Annotated in this window: 25 protein-coding genes and 1 pseudogene; 9 read left to right on the forward strand and 17 right to left on the reverse strand. The window is 65.1% G+C overall.

Translation table 11 applies throughout. From position 1 onward, the window contains the following. The first annotated feature begins 41 nt into the window (after positions 1-41). Positions 42-1,181 (forward strand): acyl-CoA dehydrogenase family protein, encoded by a 1,140-nt coding sequence (locus HXX15_RS20775; protein WP_296518496.1) that lies wholly within the window; start codon positions 42-44, stop codon positions 1,179-1,181. A gap of 154 nt (positions 1,182-1,335) precedes the next feature. On the opposite strand, the gene HXX15_RS20780 is transcribed toward HXX15_RS20775, so the two are convergent. The 12 genes from HXX15_RS20780 to HXX15_RS20835 all read right to left on the reverse strand — a co-directional run bounded on the left by HXX15_RS20780 (position 1,336) and on the right by HXX15_RS20835 (position 13,706). Beyond that, a complete protein-coding gene (locus HXX15_RS20780) occupies positions 1,336-2,373 on the reverse strand; it encodes an amino acid ABC transporter substrate-binding protein (protein WP_296518498.1) in 1,038 nt (345 codons plus the stop codon). Positions 2,374-2,439: 66 nt separating this feature from the next. Then, a complete protein-coding gene (locus tag HXX15_RS20785) occupies positions 2,440-3,036 on the reverse strand; it encodes a L,D-transpeptidase (RefSeq protein ID WP_296518500.1) in 597 nt (198 codons plus the stop codon). Positions 3,037-3,075: 39 nt separating this feature from the next. Beyond that, the gene (locus HXX15_RS20790) at positions 3,076-3,207 is read right to left on the reverse strand and encodes a DUF2474 domain-containing protein (protein ID WP_296518502.1); all 132 of its coding nucleotides are present in this window, start codon (positions 3,205-3,207) and stop codon (positions 3,076-3,078) included. Continuing rightward, the gene (gene cydB, locus HXX15_RS20795; protein WP_296518504.1) at positions 3,204-4,214 is read right to left on the reverse strand and encodes a cytochrome d ubiquinol oxidase subunit II; all 1,011 of its coding nucleotides are present in this window, start codon (positions 4,212-4,214) and stop codon (positions 3,204-3,206) included. Before cydB ends, HXX15_RS20790 begins: the two co-directional genes overlap by 4 nt. Before the next feature lie 4 nt (positions 4,215-4,218). Then, on the reverse strand, positions 4,219-5,628 hold the full coding sequence (locus tag HXX15_RS20800) for a cytochrome ubiquinol oxidase subunit I (protein WP_296518506.1): 1,410 nt from the start codon (positions 5,626-5,628) through the stop codon (positions 4,219-4,221). 80 nt (positions 5,629-5,708) lie between these two features. After that, the gene (locus tag HXX15_RS20805) at positions 5,709-6,275 is read right to left on the reverse strand and encodes a thioredoxin family protein (protein WP_296518670.1); all 567 of its coding nucleotides are present in this window, start codon (positions 6,273-6,275) and stop codon (positions 5,709-5,711) included. Positions 6,276-6,309: 34 nt separating this feature from the next. Continuing rightward, positions 6,310-7,005, reverse strand: a complete 696-nt coding sequence (locus HXX15_RS20810) for a cytochrome c biogenesis CcdA family protein (protein WP_296518508.1) — start codon at positions 7,003-7,005, stop codon at positions 6,310-6,312. Positions 7,006-7,363: 358 nt separating this feature from the next. After that, positions 7,364-7,975, reverse strand: coding sequence for a sigma-70 family RNA polymerase sigma factor (locus tag HXX15_RS20815; RefSeq protein WP_296518510.1), 612 nt, complete (start codon positions 7,973-7,975; stop codon positions 7,364-7,366). A 191-nt stretch (positions 7,976-8,166) separates the two neighbouring features. Further along, a complete protein-coding gene (locus HXX15_RS20820; RefSeq protein ID WP_296518512.1) occupies positions 8,167-8,913 on the reverse strand; it encodes a response regulator in 747 nt (248 codons plus the stop codon). Continuing rightward, positions 8,910-10,655, reverse strand: coding sequence for a DUF3369 domain-containing protein (locus HXX15_RS20825; protein WP_296518514.1), 1,746 nt, complete (start codon positions 10,653-10,655; stop codon positions 8,910-8,912). Before HXX15_RS20825 ends, HXX15_RS20820 begins: the two co-directional genes overlap by 4 nt. Then, positions 10,625-12,679 (reverse strand): HAMP domain-containing sensor histidine kinase, encoded by a 2,055-nt coding sequence (locus HXX15_RS20830; RefSeq protein WP_296518672.1) that lies wholly within the window; start codon positions 12,677-12,679, stop codon positions 10,625-10,627. Before HXX15_RS20830 ends, HXX15_RS20825 begins: the two co-directional genes overlap by 31 nt. A gap of 31 nt (positions 12,680-12,710) precedes the next feature. Next, positions 12,711-13,706, reverse strand: coding sequence for a TRAP transporter substrate-binding protein (locus HXX15_RS20835; RefSeq protein ID WP_366558601.1), 996 nt, complete (start codon positions 13,704-13,706; stop codon positions 12,711-12,713). 104 nt (positions 13,707-13,810) lie between these two features. Here HXX15_RS20835 and ugpB point away from each other — a divergent pair, with 104 nt between their 5' ends. Next, positions 13,811-15,139, forward strand: coding sequence for a sn-glycerol-3-phosphate ABC transporter substrate-binding protein UgpB (gene ugpB / locus HXX15_RS20840; RefSeq protein ID WP_296518518.1), 1,329 nt, complete (start codon positions 13,811-13,813; stop codon positions 15,137-15,139). An 8-nt stretch (positions 15,140-15,147) separates the two neighbouring features. Here the strand turns inward: ugpB and HXX15_RS20845 are convergent, their stop codons facing one another. The 3 genes from HXX15_RS20845 to HXX15_RS20855 are packed head-to-tail and all read right to left on the reverse strand — an operon-like array spanning position 15,148 to position 18,142. Beyond that, a complete protein-coding gene (locus HXX15_RS20845) occupies positions 15,148-15,852 on the reverse strand; it encodes an ABC transporter ATP-binding protein (RefSeq protein ID WP_296518520.1) in 705 nt (234 codons plus the stop codon). Then, a complete protein-coding gene (locus HXX15_RS20850) occupies positions 15,849-17,084 on the reverse strand; it encodes an ABC transporter permease (protein ID WP_296518522.1) in 1,236 nt (411 codons plus the stop codon). The genes HXX15_RS20845 and HXX15_RS20850 overlap by 4 nt, the downstream gene beginning before the upstream one ends. After that, on the reverse strand, positions 17,081-18,142 hold the full coding sequence (locus HXX15_RS20855) for an efflux RND transporter periplasmic adaptor subunit (protein ID WP_366558602.1): 1,062 nt from the start codon (positions 18,140-18,142) through the stop codon (positions 17,081-17,083). Before HXX15_RS20855 ends, HXX15_RS20850 begins: the two co-directional genes overlap by 4 nt. Between HXX15_RS20855 and HXX15_RS20860 the strand changes: the two genes are divergently transcribed. Then, positions 18,141-18,296, forward strand: coding sequence for a hypothetical protein (locus HXX15_RS20860; protein ID WP_296518685.1), 156 nt, complete (start codon positions 18,141-18,143; stop codon positions 18,294-18,296). The genes HXX15_RS20855 and HXX15_RS20860 overlap by 2 nt on opposite strands. A gap of 100 nt (positions 18,297-18,396) precedes the next feature. Continuing rightward, entirely contained in the window at positions 18,397-18,639 is a 243-nt protein-coding gene (locus HXX15_RS20865; protein ID WP_296518526.1) for a PilZ domain-containing protein, read from the forward strand. Between the two features lie 30 nt (positions 18,640-18,669). Here the strand turns inward: HXX15_RS20865 and HXX15_RS20870 are convergent, their stop codons facing one another. Then, positions 18,670-18,912: a hypothetical protein gene (locus tag HXX15_RS20870; RefSeq protein WP_296518528.1), complete on the reverse strand. Its 243-nt coding sequence runs from the start codon at positions 18,910-18,912 to the stop codon at positions 18,670-18,672. A gap of 271 nt (positions 18,913-19,183) precedes the next feature. On the opposite strand from HXX15_RS20870, the gene HXX15_RS20875 reads away from it, so the two are divergent. The 5 genes from HXX15_RS20875 (at position 19,184) to HXX15_RS20895 (ending at position 23,976) form a co-directional block, all read left to right on the forward strand. After that, on the forward strand, positions 19,184-20,392 hold the full coding sequence (locus HXX15_RS20875) for an ABC transporter substrate-binding protein (RefSeq protein ID WP_296518530.1): 1,209 nt from the start codon (positions 19,184-19,186) through the stop codon (positions 20,390-20,392). 247 nt (positions 20,393-20,639) lie between these two features. Further along, positions 20,640-21,512: a branched-chain amino acid ABC transporter permease gene (locus HXX15_RS20880; protein WP_296518531.1), complete on the forward strand. Its 873-nt coding sequence runs from the start codon at positions 20,640-20,642 to the stop codon at positions 21,510-21,512. Between the two features lies 1 nt (position 21,513). Next, positions 21,514-22,518, forward strand: coding sequence for a branched-chain amino acid ABC transporter permease (locus HXX15_RS20885; protein WP_296518533.1), 1,005 nt, complete (start codon positions 21,514-21,516; stop codon positions 22,516-22,518). After that, positions 22,511-23,269: an ABC transporter ATP-binding protein gene (locus HXX15_RS20890; protein ID WP_296518535.1), complete on the forward strand. Its 759-nt coding sequence runs from the start codon at positions 22,511-22,513 to the stop codon at positions 23,267-23,269. The genes HXX15_RS20885 and HXX15_RS20890 overlap by 8 nt, the downstream gene beginning before the upstream one ends. Further along, positions 23,266-23,976, forward strand: a complete 711-nt coding sequence (locus HXX15_RS20895; RefSeq protein WP_296518537.1) for an ABC transporter ATP-binding protein — start codon at positions 23,266-23,268, stop codon at positions 23,974-23,976. The genes HXX15_RS20890 and HXX15_RS20895 overlap by 4 nt, the downstream gene beginning before the upstream one ends. Here the strand turns inward: HXX15_RS20895 and HXX15_RS20900 are convergent. Further along, positions 23,977-24,906 (reverse strand): annotated as a pseudogene (locus HXX15_RS20900) (helix-turn-helix transcriptional regulator); the annotation flags it as partial. Positions 24,907-25,004: the final 98 nt, after the last annotated feature.

The raw sequence follows: 25,004 nt of genomic DNA on the forward strand, positions 1-25,004 counted from the left end.
AACGCCGAACAACACAGCTCTAGCCTGACGGAATGAAGATCATGGCCCTCGTCCTCAATGAAGAACAAACCATGCTGCGCGATAGCGCCCGCGGCTTTATCGGCGACAATGCGCCGGTGGCGCATCTGCGCAAGCTGCGCGACGACAATGACGCCACCGGATTCTCGCGCGCGCTGTGGAAGAGCTTTGCCGAGATGGGCTTCTCCGGCCTCTTGGTGCCGGACGAATTCGGCGGCTCCGGGCTCGGCTGCGTCGAGGCCGGCGTGGTGATGGAGGAGATCGGCCGCAATTTGATGCCGTCGCCGTTTCTCGCCACCGCGGTGCTGGCGGCCTCGGCGCTGTCGCGCGGCGGCAGCGCCGCGCAAAAATCCGAACATCTGCCGAAGATCGCCGACGGCTCGCTGCTGGCGGCGCTGGCGATCGACGAGGGGGCCAAGCATCGGCCGCTGCAAACCAAGATGCAGGCGGTGCGCTCCGGCAACGGTTTTAGGCTGAACGGCGCCAAGGCTTTCGTGGTCGACGGCCACGTAGCCGATCTGTTGATCATCGCGGCGCGTAGCGCCGGTTCGCCTGGCGAGCGCGCCGGGCTGACGCTGTTCCTGGTCGATCCGAAGACCAAGGGCATCGCGCTGGAGCGCACCACGATGGTGGATTCGCACAACGCCGCGCGGATCGTGTTCGACAATGTCGAGGTCAATGCCGACGGCGTGCTCGGCGAGCTCGATCAGGGCGTCGCGCTGCTTGAGGGCATTCTCAATGTCGGGCGCGGCGCGGTCGCGTCCGAAATGGTCGGCGTCAGCGAGGAAGTGTTCTCCCGCACCGTGACCTATCTCAAGGAACGCAAGCAGTTCGGCAAGTTGATAGGCGAATTCCAGGCGCTGCAGCACCGCGCCGCGCATCTCTACACCGAGATTGAGATCACCCGCGCCGCGGTGCTGAAGGCGTTGCAGACGCTGGATGCCGATTTCGACAATGCCGCCACGGCGGTCGCGGTGGCCAAGGCCCGCGCCGGCACCACGGCGACGCTGGCGGTGCAGGAAGGCGTGCAGATGCATGGCGGCATGGGCATGACCGACCAATTCGACATCGGCTTCTTCATGAAGCGCGCCCGGGTCTGCCAGGAACTGTTCGGCGACAGCAACTTCCACGCCGACCAGCTGGCGCAGTTGAAGAATTACTGAGGCGAGAAGATATCGGCGGCGCGACATAAAGATTCGTCACCACCCGCGAAAGCGGGTGGTCCAGTATTCCGGAGCGCTGGCGATTGATCGTAAGCGCTCTGCAAAACTGGGTCGCCAGGTCAAGCCGGGCGATGACGGTTCATTGTGTGGGCCGCTACCTGATCGGCGGCGCGTATTGGATGCCGCCGGCGCTCCACAGCTGGTTCAACCCGCGCGGGATGCCGAGCTTGGAGCCGGTGCCGACATTGCGATCATAGACTTCGCCGTAATTGCCGACGCGGCGGATGATCCGGGCCGCCCAGTCCTTGGTGAGACCGAGTTCCTCGCCATAGGCGCCCTCGGTGCCGACCAGCCGCATCACGTCGGGCTTCTTCGATTTCATCGCCTCGTCGATGTTCTTCGAGGTGATACCGAGCTCCTCGGCGTTGATCATCGCGTAAAGCGTCCACTTCACGATCATCATCCAGTCGTCGTCGCGCTGCCGCACCACCGGCGCCAGCGGCTCCTTGGAGATCACGTCGGGCAGGATCACATGGTCGGCCGGCTTGGCCATCCGCAGCCGCAGCGCGTAGAGCTGCGAGACGTCGGCGGTGAAGGTGTCGCACTGGCCGGATTGATACGCCTTCAGCACGTCGTCCAGTTTATCGAACTTGACCTCGGTGTATTTGATGTTGTTGGCGCGGAAGTAGTCGGCGAGGTTGAGCTGTGTGGTGGTCGCGTCCTGGACGCAGACCTTGCTGCCGTCGAGCGCCAGCGCAGAATCGATGTTGCGCGCCGCCGGCAGCATGAAGCCTTCGCCGTCGTAATAGGCCACCGCGGGGAAATACAGGTCGAAACCGGTCTCGCGCGACATGCTCCAGGTCGAGTTGCGCGACAGGATGTCGACCTTGCGGCTCTGCAATTCCTTGAAGCGTTCGCTGGCGTCGAGCGGGACGAACTTCACCTTGTTCGGATCGTCGAAGATCGCCGCCGCCACCGCGCGGCAGAAATCGACGTCGAAGCCGCTCCAATTGCCCTTGTCGTCCGGGGTCGAGAAGCCGGGCAGCCCGGTGTTGACGCCGCATAGCACGGCGTCGCGCCGGATCGTGCGTTTCAGCGTCTTGGTGTCGTAGCGCTCATAAGTGATCGCGGCAGCGGCGATCGCGACTGCGATCGCCAGGCCGATCAGCAGCCCGCCTCGGAATGTACGCATCGATCATTCTTTCTCAGCAAGAATCGGGGAGAAGTTCGTTCGGATGGAATGAAGGTCCGGCGCCGCCTACAGCTCCGGCCTTTGCCTCACCACGACCTTGGTGCCGACCGGAACGCGGTCATACAGGTCGGTGACGTCGGCGTTGACCAGCCGGAAGCAGCCGGAGGAGACGGCGGTGCCGATAGTGTCGGGACGGTTGGTGCCGTGAATCCGGTACACGGTGGCGCCGAGATAGAGCGCGCGGGCGCCGAGCGGATTGCCGGGGCCGCCGGCCATGAAGCGCGGCAGATAGGGCTGGCGCTGGATCATCTCCGGCGGCGGCGTCCAGTCCGGCCATTCCGCCTTGCGCGAGATCTTCAAGAGGCCCTGCCACTGAAAACCTTCGCGGCCGACACCGATCGCATAGCGCAGCGCCCGGCCATTGCCCTGCACGATATAAAGAAACCGTTCCGAGGTTTGAATGATGATAGTGCCTGGCGCCTCGGTGCTGCGATAATACACCATCTGACGCTTGTATTCCGGCGGCAACTCATAGCCATCGTCGGCGATCAGGCCGGGCTCGTCGCCGGGGTCGGGCTGTTGCGCGAAACCTTGCGGCATCGAAAGCATCAGGCCGGCGGCGGCAATCAATTGAAGCCAGATCAGGCGACGAAATCGAATCATCCAAATCTCCCGAAAATGCTGCACCGACTGTCTATCACGTCAGGTCGGCGCGATCCACAGCCGCAGGCCGTAGGAAATGATTGCTACCGTGCCGACGCCGCCGGCCCATAGCGCCACGAACCACAGCAACCGCTGCGCCAGCGGGCGCGGAGGCTCCGGCGGCGGCGTCAATGATAGCCGCTTTCGGCGTCCACCTTGCCGCGAAACACCCAATAGGCCCAGGCGGTATAGGCGAGGATGATCGGCACCAGCACGGCGACTCCGACCAGCATGAATGCCTGGCTGTTGGCCGGCGCCGCCGCCTGCCAGATCGTGATGCTGCGCGGCACGATATAGGGCCACATCGAAATGCCGAGCCCCGCATAGGCCAGCGCGAACAGCGCCAGCGACAGGAAGAACGGCCGATAATCCTGCCGCCTGGCGAGACTGCGCAGCAGCAGGAATGTGACGCCGGCGACCGCGACCGGCACCGGCGCGGTGGCGAGGATGTTCGGCCAGGCGAACCAGCGGTTGGCGTATTCGATATCGAGCAGCGGGGTGGCGACGCTGACCGCGCCGAGCGCGATCAGCATCGCGATCACCAGCCACCAGCTTTGCCGATAGGCCGCCTCGCGCAAGCTTCCAGTGGTCTTCATCACCAGCCAGGTGGCGCCGAGCAGGCAATAGCCGGTGACCAGCGCCAGGCCGGTGAGAATGCTGAACGGCGTCAGCCAGTCCCACCAGCCGCCGGCGTAGTGGCGACCCTCGACATGTACGCCCTGCAGGATGGCGCCGAGCGCCACGCCCTGCGCCAACGTCGCTAGCAGCGAGCCGCCGGCGAAGGCGACGTCCCAGCGGTTGCGTTCGCGCTGGGTACGCCAGCGGAATTCGAAGGCGACGCCGCGGAATACCAGGCCGAGCAGCATCGCGATCATCGGCGTGTAAAGCGCCGGCATCAGCACCGCATAGGCCAGCGGAAACGCCGCCATCAGCCCGCCGCCGCCCAGCACCAGCCAGGTCTCGTTGCCGTCCCACACCGGGGCGACGCTGTTCATGATGACGTCGCGGTCGGCCTTGTTCGGAAACAGCGGAAACAGCATGCCGAGGCCGAGGTCGAAGCCGTCCATCACCACATAGACGAACACAGCGAAGGCGATGATGAAGGCCCAGAGCGTGGGAATGTCGAGCGCGGCGGACATCGGACTACCCGAACCTGCGCGAGGCGATCGCCGCGGGCGCCGGCGTGATGCCTGCGGTGCGGGAAGGGGTGTCGCCGCGCGGCCCCTGTTCGCCATGATGCGGCGGTTGCGCCATCAGCCGCAGGATATAGACCACGCCGGCGGTGAACACCGCGAAATACACGATGACGAAGGCGATCAGCGAGGAAGCGACTGCGGGCGCCGCCAGCGGTGAGGCGGATTCCACGGTGCGCAGCAGGCCGAACACCGTGAACGGCTGCCGCCCGGTCTCGGTGGTGATCCAGCCCGCCAGCACCGCGATGAAGCCGGCCGGTCCCATCATCAGCGCGAACAGGTGCAGCGGGCGGGAGCGAAACAGCGTGCCGCGGAAGCGGCTCCACAGGCTGAACAGCCCGAGCCCCAGCATCAGGAACCCGATTCCGACCATCACCCGGAACGACCAGAAGGTGATCGGCACCGGCGGCCAGTCCTGTCGCGCGATGCTGTCGAGCCCGGCCAGCGGCGCATCCAGCGAATGTTTCAGGATCAGCGACGACAGTTTCGGGATTTGCAGCGCGTAGCGCACGCTGGCGGCATCCTGGTCCGGCAGCCCGAACAGGATCAGCGGCGCACCGTCGGGATGGCTCTGGTAGTGGCCTTCCATCGCCATCACTTTCGCCGGCTGATATTCCAGCGTATTCAGCCCGTGCTGGTCGCCGGCGAAGATCTGGATCGGCGCCACCAGCGTCGCCATCCACATCGCCATCGAAAACATCACCCGGGGGCCGGGACGGTGCGAATCGCGCAGCAGATGAAACGCGCCGACCGCGCCGACAACCAGCGCGGTGGTGAGATACGCCGCCAGCACCATATGCAGCAGCCGGTACGGGAATGACGGGTTGAAGATCAGCGCGAACCAATCGACCGCGACGAACTGGCCTTCGCCATTGACGGCGTAGCCCGCCGGGGTCTGCATCCAGGAATTGGCCGACAGTATCCAGAACGCCGAAATCAGCGTGCCGATCGCGACCATCAGCGTCGCAAGGAAATGCAGTTTGTGGCCGACCCGCTCCAGCCCGAACAGCATCACACCGAGAAACCCCGCCTCGAGGAAGAATGCCGTCAGCACCTCATAGGCCATCAGCGGGCCGAGCACCGGTCCGGTCTTGTCGGAGAACGCCGCCCAGTTGGTGCCGAACTGGTACGACATCACGATCCCGGAGACCACGCCCATGCCGAAGGCGATCGCGAAGATCTTCAGCCAGTAATTGAACAGGTTGATGAACACCTCGCGCCCGGTGGCGAGCCAGAGCGCTTCCAACACCGCGAGATAGGAGGCGAGCCCGATCGAGAACGCCGGGAACACGATGTGAAACGACATCGTGAACGCGAACTGCGCCCGCGCCAGTACAACGGCGTCCAAACCTTCGAACATTCAGGCCACCCGACATCGCGACGACGACGCGGTGTAACACACCATCCACGACGATTGTATCGGCGCGGATGGGATGCTGCCTAGCTGCTGGCGTTGAGCAGGCGGCCGACCAGACGATCCATCTCGTCATACTGGCCTTCGCCGTCGTGCTGGTAGATCACGGTTCCGTTCTGGTCGACGAGGTATTGCGCCGGCCAGTACTGATTCTGATAGGCGTTCCAGGTCTTCGAATCGTTATCCTGCGCCACCGGATAGGTAATACCGTGACGCTTCAGCGCGGCCTTGACGTTCGACGCCGATTTCTCGAACGGGAATTCCGGGGTGTGGATGCCGACCACGACCAGCCCCTTGTCTTTGTATTTGGCGTAGAGCTCAACGACGTGCGGCAGCGAGCGAACGCAATTGACGCAGCCATAGGTCCAGAAATTCACCAGCACCACCTTGCCGCGCAGGCTCGCGATCGAAAGCGGCGCCGAGTTGAACCAGGTGTCAATGCCGACGAAATTCGGCGCGGTACCCTGCGCCGCGGCGACTTGAAACGGCGCTGGTTGTTTTGCCGCGAGCTCGGCAGCGATGCCAGGCGTCATCGCGCCGAACACAGCGAGAGATATTACCGAAGCAAGCGTCGCGAGCGATCGTATCGAGATGGCAGTGTTCATGGCAGTCTCCGGGGTGAGGTTGTCACAGGCCGATCTGGCCGGTCGGGTAAAATCCTGTCAGCCACGCCACGATCTCGGCGTCGTACTGAAAATAGGAGGCGAGCGCGAAGCCGATCACGACGACGCCGAAGCCCTGCTGCAGCCTTGGCGAAATCCGCGCCACGCCGCGGACCCGGGCGACCACGGTCTGGCCGCCATATGCGATCGCCAGCATCGGCAGCGCCGCGCCGATCGCATAGGTGACGAGCAGCGTGCCGGCCCAGGCGGTGTCTTTCGAGGTGGCGACCACGGTCAGGATCGATCCGAGCACCGGGCCGGCGCAGGGCGTCCACACCAGTCCCAGCGTGGTGCCGAGCACGAGGCCGCCGATATTGTCCTGGCGCGCGGCGAGCCCGCCGCCGAGGCCGGAAAATCCGCCGATCCGGCTCCACCAATGTTCGAACGGCGACGGCCAGATCATCAGCAGCCCGAAGCCGAGCAACAGCACCGCGGCGGCACTGCGCAGCCAATTGGGATCGAAATCGACGATCCGGGTGAGCCAGCTCAGCGCCAGCGCCACGGTCGAGAACGACAGCACGAAGCCGAGCGCGATCAGCGCCGGCCGCGCCGTACCGGAGTGGCCGAGCGAGGCGCCGAGCAGGATCGGCAGCATCGGCAGCGTGCACGGCGCAGCGATGGTGGCGACGCCGGCGAGCAAGGCAAGAACGAGATTGAACATCGAACAACCCCCGGCGCGCGATCCCGGTGACGACCGGGACGAATGTCGCGTGCCATGAGGTTGTTCGGCTGCGACGGTCGTTGCGTTACGCGGACACCGTCACGTCTGCGTGAGAGCGTTGCCGCATCGGGCCCGGACGCAAGACGACCCGGAAGGGGGGCATCCCGTCCGGGTCGCTGGAGGTTTGGCTTGGTAACGAAGCGTTAAATCAGCGCAGCGCGGTTTCGCCGTCGAACAAAATCACGCGGACCTCTGCTGGATTGTCTAGCAGCGAAGTCTTTCCGCATTGTGTTGCCGATCGTTTCATTTGTGTCGTCGCCGGCAAGGTTTGCGGCAAGATTCGCCGCGACGGTCGGGCTCACGCCGCCAGGTTCTCGACGCCGTGGCTCTTCAGCAATTCGGCAAGCTGCTTACGCGCATAGAACATCCGGGTCTTCACCGTGCTCTGCGGAATGCCGATGATCCGGCCCGCCTCCTCCACCGACTTCTCGTGGTAGTAGACAAGGTTGATGATCTCGCGATGGGCCGGCGACAGCTTGGCGACGCAGGCGCGCAGGATGGCGCTGGTTCGGCTGCGGTCCAATGCCTGTTCGGGCGTGTCGGCGCCGTCGACGATTTCGAGCACGTCGTTCTGGTCGATGTCCTCGTGCGGGCGCTGGCGCAATGCACTCAGCGCCTTGAAGCGCGCGATCGACAATAGCCAGGTCGAAACCTGGGAGCGGCCCTCGAACTGGCCGGCGGTGCGCCAGACATCGAGGAACACCTGGCTGACCAGGTCCTCTGAAGTCGCGGTGTCACGCACCATCCGCAGGATGAAACGGTAAACTCGCACATTGTGACGGGCATACAGGGTGTGCATCGCAGTCCTGTCGCCGGAGGCAATGCTGACCAACAGCATTTCATCCGTGGTCGCCCGCGCGGCGAGGATGCCCTGGCGGCCCGCGTCGTTGAGGGCGATGACGTTCTGCATGACCAGCTCCCGTGATGCACCGCTGCGGCGGCTTCGTTGGGAGGATTACTAGGCAGCGCGCGTTTCAGGACGTCTGCGCCAAAAGCGGAAAATGGTTTCGTCGGCGTCGGAATGTGTCGTCGGCCCCGCCGCGACGACATATTGGACCGAAAAGCCCAGCAATTTCAGCGGTTAATTTTGTGTGATGGAAATCACACTGGGTCCGCGGTGGGAGAGAACAGGTAGCCCCCGCCGCGGATGGTGCGGATCACCGCCGGCTTGGTCGGATCGGGCTCGATCTTGCGCCGGATCCGCATGATCCGCAGGTCGACCGCGCGGTCGAACGCCTCGCTGTCGCGGGCATTGGCCAGCTCCAGCAGTCGCTCGCGCGACAGCACCCGCTTCGGATTGGCGGCGAATACCCTGAGCAATCCGAATTCGGAGGCGGTCAGCGGGTGTTCGTTGCCGTCGTCGTCGCGTAGTGCCTGGGCTTCGAGATCGAGCCATTTGGTGCCGAACCGCACCAGCCGATCCTTCGCCGCGGTCGCGGCGGCGGCGGCCGGGCCGGCTGCCGCGGCCGGCTTTGCCGGCGCGCTCCGCCGCAGCACCGACCGGATCCGCGCCATCAATTCGCGCAACTCGCAAGGCTTGGCGATGTAATCGTCGGCGCCGAGTTCGAGCCCGACGACGCGGTCGATCGGGCTCGCGGTCGCCGTCAGCATGATCACCGGGACGTTGGTGCGCGCCTTGAGGTCGCGGATGATCGACAGCCCGTCTTCCTCCGGCATGTTGAGGTCGAGCACCACGAGGTCCGGCACGGAGGCTTCGATCGCGCCGCGCAGGCTCTTGCCGCCGTCGCACAGCGTCACCGTGAAGCCGTGCATCCGCAGATAGTCGCCGACCATTTCGCGGGCCGGGGCTTCGTCGTCCACCACGATGATGTGCGGGTTCTGGCTCATGACGCGGACGCCGTCGGCAGGATGATGGTGAAGGTGGCGCCGTCGCCGGGTCCGGGGCTGTCGGCGCTGACATTGCCGCCATGCATGTCGACGATCTTCTTGACGATCGACAGGCCGAGCCCGGTGGAGCTTTCGCCCGCGGTTGGTTTCGCCGACAGCCGTTGAAACCGGCCGAACAGCCGGCCGAGATCCTCGGGCGACAGGCCGGCGCCCTGGTCGGTGACGCGAATTACGGTGCCGTTGTCGTCGCTTTCGACCTGCAGCAGGATGGTGCCGCCGATCGGGCTGTATTTGACGGCGTTGCTGACCAGATTGTCGATCGCCTCCCGCATCCGGTCGGAATCGCACATCGCGATCTGCGCCGCCGGGGTCGTGACCTCGATCACCTGCTGCTTGTTGCGCGCCAGCGGCCGGTTCGCCTCGGCGACTTCGCTGACCAATGCGGCGAGATCGATCGGCTCACGGCGGATCGTGATGTCGAACGCATCCGCCATGGCGTCGGAAATCAGATGGTCCACCATCGAGGTCAGCCGCCTTGTCGCGTCGCGGATATGTTCGACCTGCGCGGTGACGCTTTCCTTCGAGGCATCGGCGCCGATCAGTTCGGTCAGCATTTCGGTGCGGCCCAGAATCACCCCGAGCGGGTTCTTCAGATCGTGGGCGACGGTGCCGAGAATCTCGTTCTTGAAGCCGTTGGCGCGCTGCAGCCGCAGCCATTGCGTCGACAGCCGGCGGTTGGCTTGGGTCAGCGCTCGGGTGCGCTGCGCCACCCGCTCTTCGAGCTGGGTGTTGGCCTCGTGCAGTTGCTGATAGAGAATGACGTTGTCGAATGCGATCGACAGCCGGCTGCCGAAGATCTCAACCAGCGAGCGGTCGGTGTCCGACAGTTCGCGTTCGGCCTGCAGCAGCACGACGACTTCGCGGCCGCTGCCGGTGCGGATATAGAGCACGGTGCGCTGATCGGCGAATTCATGTTTGCGGCGGCGGAACGCCTCCTCGACCATCTGCCGCAGATCGGCATCGAGCGGGTTGGTGCCAGCGCGGCCGATGAAGCGGCTGTAGCAGCCCGAGCCGGCCAGCACCGAGAAATCGTCGCCGACCACGCCGCTGTCGCGCAGCACCAGAATGCCGGCGCAGTCGACATTGAGCAACGAGGCGATCTGCGTCAGCACGCCCTCGGCGAGCCGCTGCATCGACTTGAAATCGTACAAGGTCGAGGCCGCGTCGATGATGATCTCCAGCCCGCGCCTGGTCTGCACCATGCGCTCGAGCTGCTGGTAGCTGCGCAGCGCCGCGGTCAGCGAGGTGAACAGCTTGTCGGCGGTCAGCTCGGTCTTGGCCTTGTAGTCGTTGATGTCGTAGTCGACGATCACGCGCCGCTCCGGCGCCTGGCCCGGCTGGCCGGTGCGCAGGATAATCCGTACCGTCTCATTCTTGATCTCGTTGCGGATGTACTCGACCAGATCGAGTCCGGCGGCGTCGGTTTCCATGATGACGTCGAGCAGCACCGCGGCGATGTCCGGATGCTGGCGCATCAGCACCCGCCCCTCGGCCGCCGAGTAGGCCGACAGGATTTCGAGGCCCTGACCGTTCAGGCTGTAGTCGCTGAGCGCGAACCTTGTGCCCTCATGAACCGCCTGGTCGTCGTCGATCACCGCGATTTTCCATCTGCGCGCGTTGGATTCGTCCGGCTCCGGCCCGCTGTCTTCGATCAGCTGGAGGATATCGTCCTGGTTGGCCATTGCAGGTTTCCGTCGATTGCGGGGTCGGCGTCGGGGCTGCCGCCGGTGGCGGTGCGCGGCATGATAATGCGAAAGGTGGTGCCTTGTCCCAGCCTTGATTCCAGCATCATGCGACCGCCGAGCTGTTGGGTTACCAGATTATAGACGATGTGCAGGCCGAGCCCGGTGCCGCCCTCGTTGCGGCGCGTGGTGAAGAACGGATCGAACGCCTGGCGCTGCACGTCCGGGGTCATGCCGGCGCCGTTATCGGCGAAGATGATCTCGATGTCGTCGGCGCCGCGCGGCCTTGCGGTGATCGAGATCGCGCCGGATCGGCCGTCCGGGAAGGCGTGGTTGGCGGCGTTGAGAAACAGGTTGGTGAGGATCTGCCCGTAGGAGCCGGGATAGCCGTCGATCACCAGGCCCTCCGGCACATCGACGGTCAGGGCGATCGACGATCGCTTCAACACCGGCCGCAGGCTGGCGATGATCTGGTCGGTGGCCTCGTGCAGGCTGAATTGCCGGCGCTCGGCGTGCGAGCGGTCGACCGCGACCTGCTTGAACGACTGGATCAGCTCGGCGGCGCGCTGCAGATTTCCCACCAGCTGCTGCGCGGCGTCGCGCGCGCTGCGGACGAATTCCTCGAGCTGCGAACGGCGCAGCGGTGCCTCGGATTTCAGTTCGCTCTCGAATATGCTCGCCTTGCGCGCGAAACTCGACGCCACCGTGAGGCTGATCCCGATCGGATTGTTGACCTCATGGGCGACGCCGGCGACCAGTCCGCCGAGAGCCGCTAGCCGTTCGGCGTCGATCAGGTTCTGCTGCGCGGCGTTGAGCTCCAGAAGCGCGCTTTCGGCCTTTTCCTTGGATGCGCGCAGATCGTCCTCGGCCTGGCGCTTGTCGATGGCGTTTTCGCGGAACACCTCCACCGCGCGGGCCATCGCGCCGACCTCGTCGCGGGCATTGGTGCCGGCGACGCGGCGATCGTAATCGCCGCCGGTGATGGCGTGCATCGACGCCAGAATCTGCTGCAGCGGCAGCCGGATGCTCAGCGCGATCAAGGTGCCGACGGTCATGATGATGCCGAGGAAGATCACCGCGATCGATAGCACCTTGCGCGAAATGTCGGCCAGGGTCCGGTCGAAGGTCTCCTGCGCCTTCTGCTCGCGCTGCCGCATCTTCACCGACAGTCCGTCGATCGCGCCGATCGTCGCCGCCTGGCTGTCGTCGATCGAGTTGCGCAACAGGTCGCTGCGGCTGACGAGTTGCTCGGACAGTTTCCCGAGACCGTCGCGCAACGCCATGGTGCGCGCCTTCAGCCGCTGCAGCGCCATGCGCTGCAGGTCGTTGTCGGCGAGATCGACCATCACCGGGATGGTGCGTTCGATGGTGTCGGTGTTGCGGCTGGCGTCCTCGGCGGAAGCGGTCGACAGCGAAAGATAGTACGAGTTGGCCGCGACCAGCAGCGCGGTGAACGCCTCGCGCGAGCGGCCAAGCGGCGGCCAGATCAGCGCGTCGCGTCGTCCGGTGGCGCCCTCGATGATCGAATACAGCCCCGCCATGTCGCGGGCCGGCCCCAGCACCTGGTCCTCATAGGTGTTCTTGATCTTGGTCTGCAACGCGCGCAGGTCGCCGAAGCCGTTGAGGAAGCGTTCGGTGACGCGCTCGAGTTCTGCGACCGAACCCGACAGCATCGGGTCGGTCGAGGCACGCGTCGTCAAGGTCCCGAGCACCGCTTCGCGCAGCAGCAGGATTTCCGCGAACAGGTCCGGGCTCGGCTGGTTGATATAGCGATGGATCAGGTTTTGCAGCCGGCCGGTCTCGCTCTCCAGCAACGCCAGGATCTTGTCCGACTCCCGCACCTGCCGCACGTCATCCCAGGCCGAACTCAACACCTGGGCGCCGCTCCAGATCAGGCTCGCCAGCACCAGCACCACCGCGGAATTCAGCGCGGCGATCGACAGGATGCGCCAGCGAATCGGCACGGCACGGACCAACCCGACGATGCCGCTGTCGCGCGCCGCCAGCCTGGCCGGTTCGTCGATCTCGTCCTGACGCGGTGTTACCGGGTCCAATTCATTCCACCTTGCGGATGCGTTCGATCAAATCGGCGCTGACCGGGTCGCGCCGAGCCTTCTGATATAGCGGTGCCATCGCGGCCTCGAACGGCTTTCGATCGAACTCGCTGACGATCGTCACGCCCTCGGCTTCGGCCTGCCGGCGCGAATGTCGCTCGAGCTCGGCCCATTTCTCGCGCATGAAACGGTTTGACTGAACGGCCGCGTCGCGAAATATCTTGCGTTCCTCGGCGGACAGGCCGTCCCAGGCCTTGCGCGACATCACCAGAACTTCCGGACTCATGGTGTGCTCGGTCAGCGTGTAGTAGGCCGCCAGCCTGGAGTGCCCGGTGGTGACGTAGGACGGCCAGTTGTTCTCGGCGCCGTCGATCAGCCCGGTCGCCAGTCCGGTATGGACCTGTCCATAGGGCAGTTCGACCGCCTGGGCGCCGAGCGCGGTGAACATCGCCGACATCAGCTCGGATTGCTGGACGCGGATGCGCAGGCCCTTGAGATCCGCGATGGTGCGGACCGGTCTGATCCTGGTGTAGATCGAGCGTGCGCCGGAATCGTAGAATGTCAGCCCGACGAATCCAAAAGGTTCGAAGCTGTCGAGAATTTCATTGCCGATCGGCCCGTCGAGCACCTTGCGCAGATGTCCGATCGAGCGGAACAGAAACGGCATCGCCAGTACGTTGATCGCCGGCACGAAATTGCCGATCAGCGCCACATTGGTGCGGTTGAGCTCGATCGCGCCGGCGCGAGTTTGCTCGATGGTTTCCTTTTCCTCGCCGAGCTGGCGGGAATGAAACACCCGGATCCGGTCGCGGCCGCCGCTCCGCTCGGCGATCAGTCGCCCCATGAACTGCAGCGCCTGCACCGTCGGATAGTCCTCGGGCTGGGTATCGGCGGCGCGGAATTCGCGCGCGATCGTGGGCCTCGGAGCCGCGGCCAGCGCCACGGCGATCAGGAGTGCGGCAAGACGCGGTACCATGGCTCGACTGGACAGCGGCAAGTTCGATCCCATAAGGTTGCGCCGATTTCCGGACCAATGGCGTATCGCCAATCTAGCAGATTGGCCCGGGGAATGGCTATCGGGAGCGATCGGTGGCGGGGACGATGGCCAGAAAGATCCTGATCCCGATATTGGCGGCGGTGCTGCAGGTCGGCCTTGCCATCGCGTCGCCGGCGCGCGCGGCGACGGAGCTGGCGTGGTGGCACGCGATGTCCGGCGAACTCGGCCGGCGGTTGGAGAAACTGGCGTCCGACTTCAACGCATCGCAATCCGAGTACCGGGTGGTGCCGACCTACAAGGGCAACTATACCGAAACCGTGACCGCCGCGATCTTCGCGTTCCGGTCGCGCAGCCAGCCGGCGATCGTGCAGGTCAACGAGATCGCCACCGCGACGATGATGGCGGCGAAGGGCGCGGTCTATCCGGTGTTCGAGCTGATGCGCGACGAGGCCGAGGAGTTCTCGCCGGCCGCCTATCTGCCCGCCATCACCGGCTATTACACCGATATCGCCGGCAACATGCTGTCGTTCCCGTTCAACGCCTCGACCCCGATCCTGTACTACAACAAGACGCTGTTTCGCAGCGCCGGCCTCGACCCCGAGGCGCCGCCGAAGACCTGGCCCGAGATCGGCGTTGCCGCCAAGCGGCTCCAAGCCGCGGGCGCGGCGTGTGGGTTCACCACGGCGTGGCCGTCCTGGGTCAATGTCGAGAATTTTTCCGCCTATCACAATCTGCCGCTGGCGACCAAGTCGAACGGCATGGGCGGCATGGACGCGGTGCTGGTCTTCAACAATCCGACGCTGCAGCGACACATCGCCCAGCTCGCCGAATGGCAGACCACCAAGCTGTTCGACTACAGCGGCCGCGCCACCTCGGCCGAGCCGCGATTCCAGAACGGCGAATGCGGCATCTTCATCGGCTCCTCGGCGACCCGCGCCGATATCCTCGCCAATTCGAAATTCGAAGTCGGCTTCGGGCGGCTGCCGTACTGGCCGGACGTCGCCGGCGCGCCGCAGAACACCATCATCGGCGGCGCGACGCTGTGGGTGCTGCGCGGCCGCCCCAGCGACGAATACAAGGGCGTCGCGAAATTCTTCGCCTATCTGTCGCGGCCGCAGGTTCAGGCGGACTGGCACCAGCACACCGGGTATTTGCCGATCACGCGGGCGGCCTACGACCTGACCCGCGCCCAGGGCTTCTATGAGCGCAATCCGGGCACGGCGATTTCGATCGAGCAGATCACGCTGAAGCCGCCGACCGAGAATTCCAAGGGGCTGCGGCTGGGATCCTTCGTGCTGATCCGCGACGTCATCGACGACGAGCTGGAACAGGCTTTCAGCGGCAAGAAATCAGCGCAGGAGGCGATGGATTCGGCGGTCGAGCGCGGCAACAAGCTGTTGCGGCAGTTCGAACGGACCAACCCCGATCAGTAAGCAGCGGGTCAGGCCGTCGCCGACGCCACGCGCTCGTCCCGCGCCACCCGGCCGTCGATGATGTGAATCCGGCGATGCATTTGCGCCGCCAGTGCGAGATCGTGGGTGACAGCGACCACGGTTTTGCCGTGCAGCGTCACCAGTTCGCGCAGGATCCCGAACACCTGCGCGGTGGCGACCGAATCCAGGCTGCCGGTGGGCTCGTCGGCCAGGATCACCGGCGGATCGTTGGCCAGCGCGCGGGCGACGGCGACGCGCTGGCGCTGGCCGCCCGACAATTGATCCGGGGTCTTACGGCGATGATCGCCGAGCCCGAACGAGGCCAGCAATTGTTCGGCGCGCGCCGTGATGGCGCGGGACGGCAATTGCCCGAGCGCGCGCATCGGCAGCGCGACATTCTCGGTGATGGTGAATTCCGGCAGCAGGAAGTGAAACTGGAACACGAAACCGATGCGCTTGAGCCGGACCTCGGCGCGGTCGTTCTCGGTCATGCTGGTGGTCGATCGGCCGTCGATCAGGACGTCGCCGCTGCTCGGCAGATCGAGCAGGCCGAGCAGGTACAGCAGCGACGATTTTCCGCTGCCGGAAGGGCCGGTGACGGCGACGAATTCGCGCGGCACGATCGCGAGGTCGATATCCTGCACTAGCGTCACCGGCACCACCCCGGCGAGGATCTTGGTGACGCCCCGCGCCTCGATCAGGGCGGCGCTCATGTGGCACCCCGGATGATATCGACGGGATGCAGCCGCGCCGCGGCACGGGCCGGAAAATAGCCGGCGATCAGGCTCGACAGCAGCGCAAAGCTGGTGGCGAGCACGTAGTGCTTGACCGCGTAGAGCACCGGCAGATGGTTGTAGTCGGAAAATGGCGTCTTGAATTCCAGCGACGCCAGCCCGCGGGTCAGCAGATAGCCGAACACCCAGCCGAGCGCCGCCCCGACCATGCCGACCAGCAGTGCCTCGACGATGAAGATCGCCCGGATGGTGTGGTCGCGGAAGCCGAGCGATTTCATGATCGCGATATCGCGGGTTTTCTCGTGGGTGATGGTGGAGATGATGTTGTAGGTGCCGAACGAGGCGACCAGCAGGATCGCGCCGACGATGGTGTACATCAGCACGTTGCGTAGCGTGATCGCCGACAGCAGGTCTTCCTGCGCCTCCTGCCAGGAAATCGATTTGTATCCGGTCTGCTCGCCGATCCGCTCCGCGATCAGCCGCGCCGCCATCGGGTCATCAGCGCGGACCCGGATCTCGTTGACGATTCCGGTCTGCTTTTCCAGGATTTGCGCGGTCTTCAGCAGCACATAGCCGGTGGTCTCGTCCATGGCGCGGAAGCCGGTATGAAAGGTGCCGACGACGGTGGCGTTCATGTTGGAGCCCTCCGCCGACGCCAGCGTGATGTTGGAATTGACCCGCGCGCCGATCTTGTTGGCGAGCCGGTCGCCGAGCAGGATTGCGTTCGAGGAGCGATACAGCGAGGTCAGCGTGCCCTGCCGCATGTGGGTCCCCAGGTTGGAGACGTGGACCTCGGTGTGGGGATCGATGCCGACGATCGAGATGTTGAGATTGCGCCCGGCGAAGCGCAGCAACGCCTTGGACTGCACCGATGGCGTCAGCGAGCCGGGCACCCAGCTCTGCAGCGACGCGATCATCGCCATCGGGTTCTTGATGCCGGGGCGGCGGACCTGCGGCGTGAGGCCGTGCAGTTCGGCGGCGGCATAGACCATGTCGGCGGGCTGCCGGGTCGGCTCGCGCGATTCGTCGGTGATCGAGATGTGCGGCAGCGCGTCCACCAGGGTCTTGATGAAATCGTCCTGCGATCCTTCCATCATCGCCGCCATCATGATCGAGAACCCGACCCCCGTCATCACGCCGGCGATCGCCACCAGGGTCTGACGGGCGCGATGGCGGACGTGGGTCCAGGCGATGGTCAGGATCAGGTTCATGGCGCCGGCGGTCCCGCCGACGTCGGCCGGACCCGCGCGCCGTCCTTGATGTTGGTGGTCGCCGGAGAGGCGACCAACTCGCCCTCGCTGACGCCGGACAGGATCTCGACGAAGCCGGTGCCGCGGATGCCGATCTCGACCTTGCGCAGGCGGACCCGATCGCTGTCGATCATCAGCAGGCTGTCGTTGACCACCGCATTTGCGGGAACAAGAATCGCATCGACCTTCTCCCGGCTGACGATATTGGCCTCGACGCTCATGCCGACCCGCAGCGGCGTGTCGTCCGGCAGTCCGATCCGGACCCGGAAGGTCTTGGCGACAGGATCCCCGGCCGGAGTGATCTGTTTGACGAATCCGGGCAGCACCTGATTGGCGAAGGCGTCGGTGCGCAGCAGCGCCTTCTGGCCGACCTTGACCCGCGGGATGTCCTCCTCGTTGACGTCGGAGACTACCCACAGCGGCAATTCCAGGCCGATGCGATAGAGGATGGTGCCCGGTTCGACCATGTCGCCGACCTCGCCGTCCTCCTTCAGAACGGTGCCGTCCATCGGCGACACCACCTTGTAGTATTCCAGCCGCTGGGTCTGGGCCGCGATCTGCGCCCGGATCCGGGCGAGGTCGCTTTCGACCCGCTGATAGGCTTGCGAGGTCGCGACCCCGCGCGCCAGCAATTGCTCCTGACGGTCGAACTCCTTGCGCTGGAATACTTCCTGGGCGCGCAGATCGTTCAGCGTGGCGACCGCTTCCTTATCGTCGAGCCGCGCCAGCACGTCGCCGGCCTTGACGCTCTTGCCCTCGCAGCGGCATCGCGCGACGATGCGGCCGCGCACCAGTGGCGTCGAACGCGACCAGGTTTCGGGTTCGACCGATCCGGTCGCATAGACGATTTCCGCGGCGGTGCCGCGCTTGGCCGCGGCGACGGTGATTGCCGGCGGGCGAAGCAGCCACCAGCCTGCGGCGCATGCCAGCGCGATGCCCAGCGCCGTGACGGTCACGGATTTCCAGCGCGGGGCGCGGCTTGGCGCCGGCGAGAGCCCGGCGTCGGATCGTTCGGACATGCTGCTCATCTTTCATCCGGATCGTGGATCGATCGTTGCGGCATTGATCTTCCGCAAGGAACGGCGACCAGGTGAGGCAAGTTGCCGCTGGCGTGGTCGAGGATGCGGAATATTTGGCTTCGGCGGCTGTTCTTATCTGATCGGTGCGAATTGAAACCACGCTCGGATTTGCGCTGTCCATCCCGACGCCGATTGGTTTTGGTCAATCGGAGGTCGGGGCCAATTGAGCAGTAGGCAAAGTCGGGACGCTGACAATGCAAGACAAGCGAAAATTTCCGCGAACCGAGGTCGAGGAGCCGGCGCATATTTCGTTCGGCGGGACCAGTCTGAGCTGTACGGTGCGGAATATTTCCGATGAGGGAGCGGCGATCGACGTCGACAACGCGTCCTACATCCCAGAACGGTTCCGACTGGTGATGTTGCCCGACCCTGTGGTGCGCAACTGTCGGCTGGTCTGGATCAAGCAAAACCGGATCGGGGTGGCGTTCGAAGCTTAGCGCGGATTCGTCAACGTCCCCCGGGGCAGGCTAGTCGACCTCGGGCCGCCCAGCATAGCCGCAATAGCCGTGTTTCTCCGGCTCGCCCGACAGGCCGCCCTTGTAGTGCGAGATATGGAATTCGCGCCAGCCCATGCAGTGGCCGGCGATACAGTGATACATCTTCTCGGAATTCTCGAAGCCGTCGGTCATGCTGTTGTTCAGGCGGTTGCTGTTGTCGATGCGCACGAAGGGGCACCATTTCGCGCGCGCAACACTTTCACTGATCAGCATGACGGTTTTCCAAACAATAAGCGTCAGTTTGGAGGTAACGCGTTAAGACGTGGTGAATGAGGACCTTGGTGAAAACCACAGGCTCGATCGCGCCCGCGCGCCGCCAAACCTGAACTATAATTCTTGCCTTCGGCGATCGCCGCGAACTAAGGTGCGTGAACGTTTCGGGAAGCAGACCTCGGAGGACGCCGGCGGCGGTGCCGTGGCCTGCGTTCGCGTTCGCACATAAGAACAGCCACCAGGCAAGAAACCACGAGAGGGAGAGTCACCGATGTCCGAATTCCGTCGTTTGCCGCCGATATCCCGCCGCGCCTTGCTGTCGGGCGCCGCCGGCGTCGCCACGCTCGCGGTCGCCTCGCCGTTCCGCGCGCCGGCGATCGCGCAGCACGCGCCGCTCAGGGTCGGGCTGATGCTGCCCTACACCGGTACGTTTGCGAAGCTCGGTAAATTCATCGACGACGGCTTCCGGCTGCGGATCGAGCAGAACGGCGGCAAGCTCGGCGGCCGCGAGGTCGAGTTCGTCCAGGTCGATGACGAATCCAAGCCCGCCGCCGCCACCGACAACATGAATCGGCTGGTCGGCCGCGACAAGGTCGACGTCGTGGTCGGCACCGTGCATTCGGGCGTGGCGATGGCGATGGTCAAGGTCGCGCGCGACACCAACACGCTGCTGATCATCCCCAATGCCGGCGCCAACGACGCCACCGGGCCGGCCTGCGCGCCGAACATCTTCCGCACCTCGTTCTCGAACTGGCAGACCACCTACCCGATGGGCAAGGTGATGGCCGCCGCGGGCATCAAGAACGTCGTCACCATCACCTGGAAATACACCGCGGGCGCGGAAATGATCGGCGCCTTCGCGGAAAGCTTCACCGCCAATGGTGGCAAGATCGTCGAGGATCTGACGCTGCCGTTCCCCGAGGTCGAATTCCAGGCGCTGATCACGCGGATCGCACAGCTCAAGCCGGACGCGGTGTTCAGCTTCTTCGCCGGCGGCGGCGCGGTGAAGTTCGTCAAGGACTACGCGGAGGCCGGCCTCAACAAGACCATTCCGCTGTACGGCGCAGGCTTCCTCACCGACGGCACCCTCGAGGCGCAGGGCGCGGCCGCCGACGGCATCAAGACCACGCTGCATTACGCCGACAACCTGCTCAATCCCGCCAACGTCGCGTTCCTGAAGGCGTTCAAGGCCAAGACTGGCAATGACGGCGACATCTACGCGGTGCAGGGTTTCGATGCGGCGGCGTTACTGAACATCGGGCTCACCGCGGTGAAGGGCGACACCCATGCGCGCGACCGGATGGTCGCGGCGATGGCGGCGGCGAAGATCGACAGCCCGCGCGGTCCGCTGTCGTTCAACAAGGCGCATAATCCGATCCAGAACATCTATCTGCGCGAGGTCAAGAACGGCCGCAACGAAATGCTGTCGATCGCCCAGGCCGACGTCGACGATCCGGCGCGCGGCTGCAAGATGACGTGAGGGTCGGGCTTCGACAGAAGTGCTGAGTGAGAATTCGTCATGGCCGGGACAAGCCCGGCTAAGACGTTGAGGGGGTAGTTGCAACAACAAACGCCGTCATTCCGGGGCGCGAGCTCTTGCGAGCGAACCCGGAATCTTGCGCCGCGCCGCTGTGGCGAGATTCCGGGTTCGCTCGCAGCTTCGCTGCTCGCGCCTCGGAATGACGGATCTATTCGCCAAGATTGCGGCTTCCAACCGGATTGCCTGAATGGACCTCATCACCTTCGGCGTTCAGCTCTTGAACGCCATCCAGTATGGAATGGTGCTGTTCCTGGTCGCCAGCGGGCTGACGCTGGTGTTCGGCATTCTCGGCGTGATCAATCTCGCCCACGGTGCATTCTATATGCTGGGCGCCTATCTGGCCTACTGGATCGCAGCAGCGACCGGCAATTTCCTGATCGCCGTGGTGGCCGGCGTGGCGATCGCCTTCGTGGTCGGGTTGCTGTTGGAAAACGTCTTCATCCGCCGGCTTTACGGCCGCGACCATCTGGCGCAGGTGTTGCTGTCGTTCGGGCTGATCCTGGTGATCGACGAAGTCCGCGAGATGCTGTTCGGTAAGGACGTCCACGCGGTGACGCCGCCCGCATGGCTGTCGGGCTCGATCCAGCTCACCACCAACCTGTCCTATCCGGTGTACCGGCTGGCGATCTGCGTGTTCTGTCTGGCCGTCGCCGGCCTGATCTTCCTGGTCATCACCCGCACCAAGATCGGAATGATCGTGCGCGCCGGCGCCGAGAATCGCGAAATGACGCGCGTGCTCGGCATCAACTACGATTCCGTCAATCGCTACGTGTTCGCCACCGGCATCGCGCTGGCTGCGCTCGGCGGTATCGTGATCGCGCCGATCTCCACGGTGTTTCCCGGCATGGGCGATAGCATGCTGATTCTGTCCTTTGTCGTGGTGGTGCTGGGCGGGATCGGCTCGGTGGCCGGTGCCGCGATCGGCGCGCTGCTGATCGGCCTGACCGACACCTTCGGCAAGGTGTTCTTCCCCAGCGTGTCGGGCATTCTGATCTATCTGCTGATGGCGCTGGTTCTGCTGTGGCGCCCGAACGGCATTCTGGGCCGGCGGGAAATCTGACATGCGCGCGCGTCCCCGCCTGCCATCATGGCTTGTGCCGTTCCTGTGCCTGATGGCCGCGGTCGCGCTGCCGTTCTGGGTACCGACCTACTACACCCAGTTCGCCAGCAAGGCCCTGATCATGGGCATGCTGGCGATGGCGCTGAATCTGGCGGTCGGGCAGGGCGGTCTGGTGTCGCTGTGCCATGCCGCGTTCTTTGGTGTCGCCGGCTACGTGCTGGCGTTGACCTCGCCGAAATACGACGCGGCCTCATTGCTGCTGACGCTGCCGCTGGCAGTGCTGGCCTCGGGTCTTGCGGCGCTGGCGATCGGGGCGTTGGCGCTGCGCACCCGCGGCGTCTATTTCATCATGGTGACGCTGGCGTTCGGCGAGATGCTGTACTTCTTCTTCCACGACACCGGAATCGGCGGTGGCTCTGACGGCGCCTTCATCAACCTCAAGCCGGAGATCGCAATCGCCGGGCGCCAATTGCTCGATCTCGACAAGCCAATGGCGTTCTACTTCGTGGTGTTGGCCTTCACCGTCGGAGTTATCGCTCTGCTGTTGATGCTGGTGCGTTCGCCGTTCGGCCACGCGCTGGCGGCGGCCCGCGACAATGAGCGCCGCGCCCGCTCGCTCGGCTTTCCGATCTTCCGCATTCGGCTGATCGCCTTCACCATCTCGGGCGCGCTCGCCGGCCTCGCCGGCTATTTCGCCGCGGCGCAGTTCGGTTTCGTGGCGCCGGAAATGCTGGGCTGGCACCAGTCGGCGACGGTGCTGGCGATGGTGCTGATCGGCGGGCTGCAATCGGTCACCGGCCCGCTGCTCGGAGCGCTGGTGCTGCTCGGGCTTGAGGAAGTGCTGAAGGCCAATCTGGCGCAATGGAAGCTCGCCGAGGGACTGATCGTGATCGCGATCGTGCTGGCGCTGCCGAACGGGGTGCGGCAATTATGGCCGCTGCTGTTCGGCCAGCCGCGACAGAAGCCATCGTCCGGCAAGGTCGCGCCGGAGACCGGCCGTGGCTGAGATCGCCTTGCACGCTCGGCGTCTGCGCAAACAATTCGGCGGCGTCCGCGCGGTGTCGGATGTGTCGATCGATGTCCACGCCAACGAAGTGCATGCGGTGATCGGCCCCAACGGCGCCGGCAAATCGACCCTGATCAATCTGCTGTCCGGCGAATTGTTCGTCAATGCCGGGAGCATCATGCTCGGCGAAGTCGACATCACCGGGCTGGCGCCGGACCAGCGCGCCCGCGCCGGACTCGGCCGCGCCTATCAGAAGACCACGATCTTTCCGCGCTTTTCTGTGCACGAAAATGTTCGCCTCGCCGCGCAGGCGCGCTCGCATGCGCCGCTGCGGATGTTCGGCGGTATTGCCACCAACGATGAGGTGAACCGACGCACCGACGCCGCCATCGCCAAGGCGGGGCTGGCCGGGCGCGAGTCGATCGTAGCCAATCTGCTCAGCCATGGCGAGCAGCGCCAGCTTGAAATCGCGATGGTGCTGGCCACCGATCCCAAGATCATCCTGCTCGACGAGCCGCTGGCCGGGATGGGCCAGGCCGAAGCCCGCGCCATCATCGCGCTGATCGCGTCACTGAAGCAGGGCCGCGCGGTGCTGATCGTCGAGCACGACATGGACGCGGTGTTCGAACTCGCCGATCGCCTCACCGTGATGCACGACGGCCACGTCATCGCCACCGGCGTTCCGGCCGAGGTGCGGCTGCATCCGGCGGTGCGCGAGGCCTATCTGGGCAATCACGGAGACGCCGCATGAGCGCGCTGCTGCAGGCAACGCAGCTCGACGCGTTCTATGGCGCGAGCCAGATCCTGCATGGCGTCGACCTCGCGGTTGCGCGCGGCGAACAGGTGGCGTTGATCGGCCGCAACGGCATGGGCAAGACCACGCTGCTGCGGTCGCTGATGGGTCTGGTGCCGGATTGCCGCGGCCAGCGCCGCTTGCACGGCGGCGACATCGCCCGCGCAGCGCCGGAAGCGATCGCGCGGCTCGGCGTCGCGCTGGTGCCGGAAGGCCGCGGCATTTTCGGCGCGCTGACCGTGGTGGAAAATCTCACCATGGCGGCACGGCCGGGGGCGGACGGCCGCCGGACCTGGACGCTGGCGCGGATCTTCGAACTGTTTCCGCGGCTGCATGAGCGCCGCCACAATGGCGGCCATCAGCTGTCCGGTGGCGAGCAGCAGATGCTGACCATCGGCCGCGCGCTGATGACCCATCCGGATCTGTTGCTGATCGACGAAGCCACCGAAGGCCTGGCGCCGAAGATGGCGCAGGAAATCTGGCGCACGCTCGGCGTCATCAAGGGCGAAGGCATCGCCACCATCGTGGTCGACAAGGATTTTCGCAGCCTGTCGGCGATCGCCGACCGCATGGTGATGCTGGCCAAGGGCGTCGTGGTGTTCGATGGCGTGCCGTCAGACTTCGCGGCGCAACCGGAGCTGCTGGAGCGGCATTTGGGGGTGTAGTTAAACCACTGCGCTCTTCAGGCCGAAGGCGCAGGCGTCGCGGCACAGCACCGGGGCCACCATCGCGACCAATCTGGCCGCGGCGGCATCGACCGACAGACCCGCGGTGTCGAGCACCGCGGACGCGCGCGCGTAGAGCGGCTCCCGACTTTGCAGGATGGTGCGCAGTTCCTGCATCGCGGCGCGGTCGTCCGCCATCGGCCGCAGATCGCCCTGGCCGCGCACCCGCGCCATGTGTTCCTCGGGGTCGGCCTTCACCCAGATGGTGTAGAACGAAGACAGGATCTGATCGAAGGTCAGCGGCTCGGAGACGATGCCGCCGCCGGTCGCCAGCACCATCAATTGCTTGCGCGCCAGCAATTGCGTCAGCGCGGCCTGCTCCATCCGCCGGAAGCCCTCCTGGCCGTACAGCGCGATGATCTCGGCGACCGACAGCCCGTTCTGCTGCTCGATCTCCTTGTTCAGTTCGACGAAGCTCCAGCCGATCTTGTCGGCGAGCAGGCGGCCGAGCGTGGATTTGCCGGCGCCGCGCAGTCCGATCAGCGCGATGCCGTTGAACGCGACCTCGCGCCGCGCGCCAGCGCCGAGCCGGCCCTGTCCCGACAGCACGTCCTTGGCATGCGCGATCTGCACCGGGGTGGCGCGGCGCACCAGGTCGCGAATCACCGGCCAATCAATGGCCGGATCGCTCGCCGGGATTAGATCCTCCAGCTGCGCGGCCATTGCGTTCGAGACCCGGCGCAGCAGCACGATCGAGACGTTGCCCTTGCCGCTTTCCAGCTGCGCGATGTAGCGCTCGGAAATTCCCGAGACTTTCGCCAGCACCTTGCGTGACATCCCGCGCAGCGCCCGCATGGTGCGGACGCGCTGGCCGAGTTGCAGCAGAAAGCTGGTTTCGGGATCGATCGGCTCGGTCATGTCCCGGGTCGCCTGTTGCGGTCGCCTGTTCGGCCGACACTGGCCGCTCTGGAAACATAATGCCGGGACGGATTGACAGCAAGCGAGGCTGGTGGCTTCCTATGCACTAT

The sequence above is a fragment of the Rhodopseudomonas sp. genome (genome assembly GCF_013377015.1).
In the GTDB taxonomy this organism is placed as follows: Bacteria; Pseudomonadota; Alphaproteobacteria; order Rhizobiales; family Xanthobacteraceae; genus JARJEH01.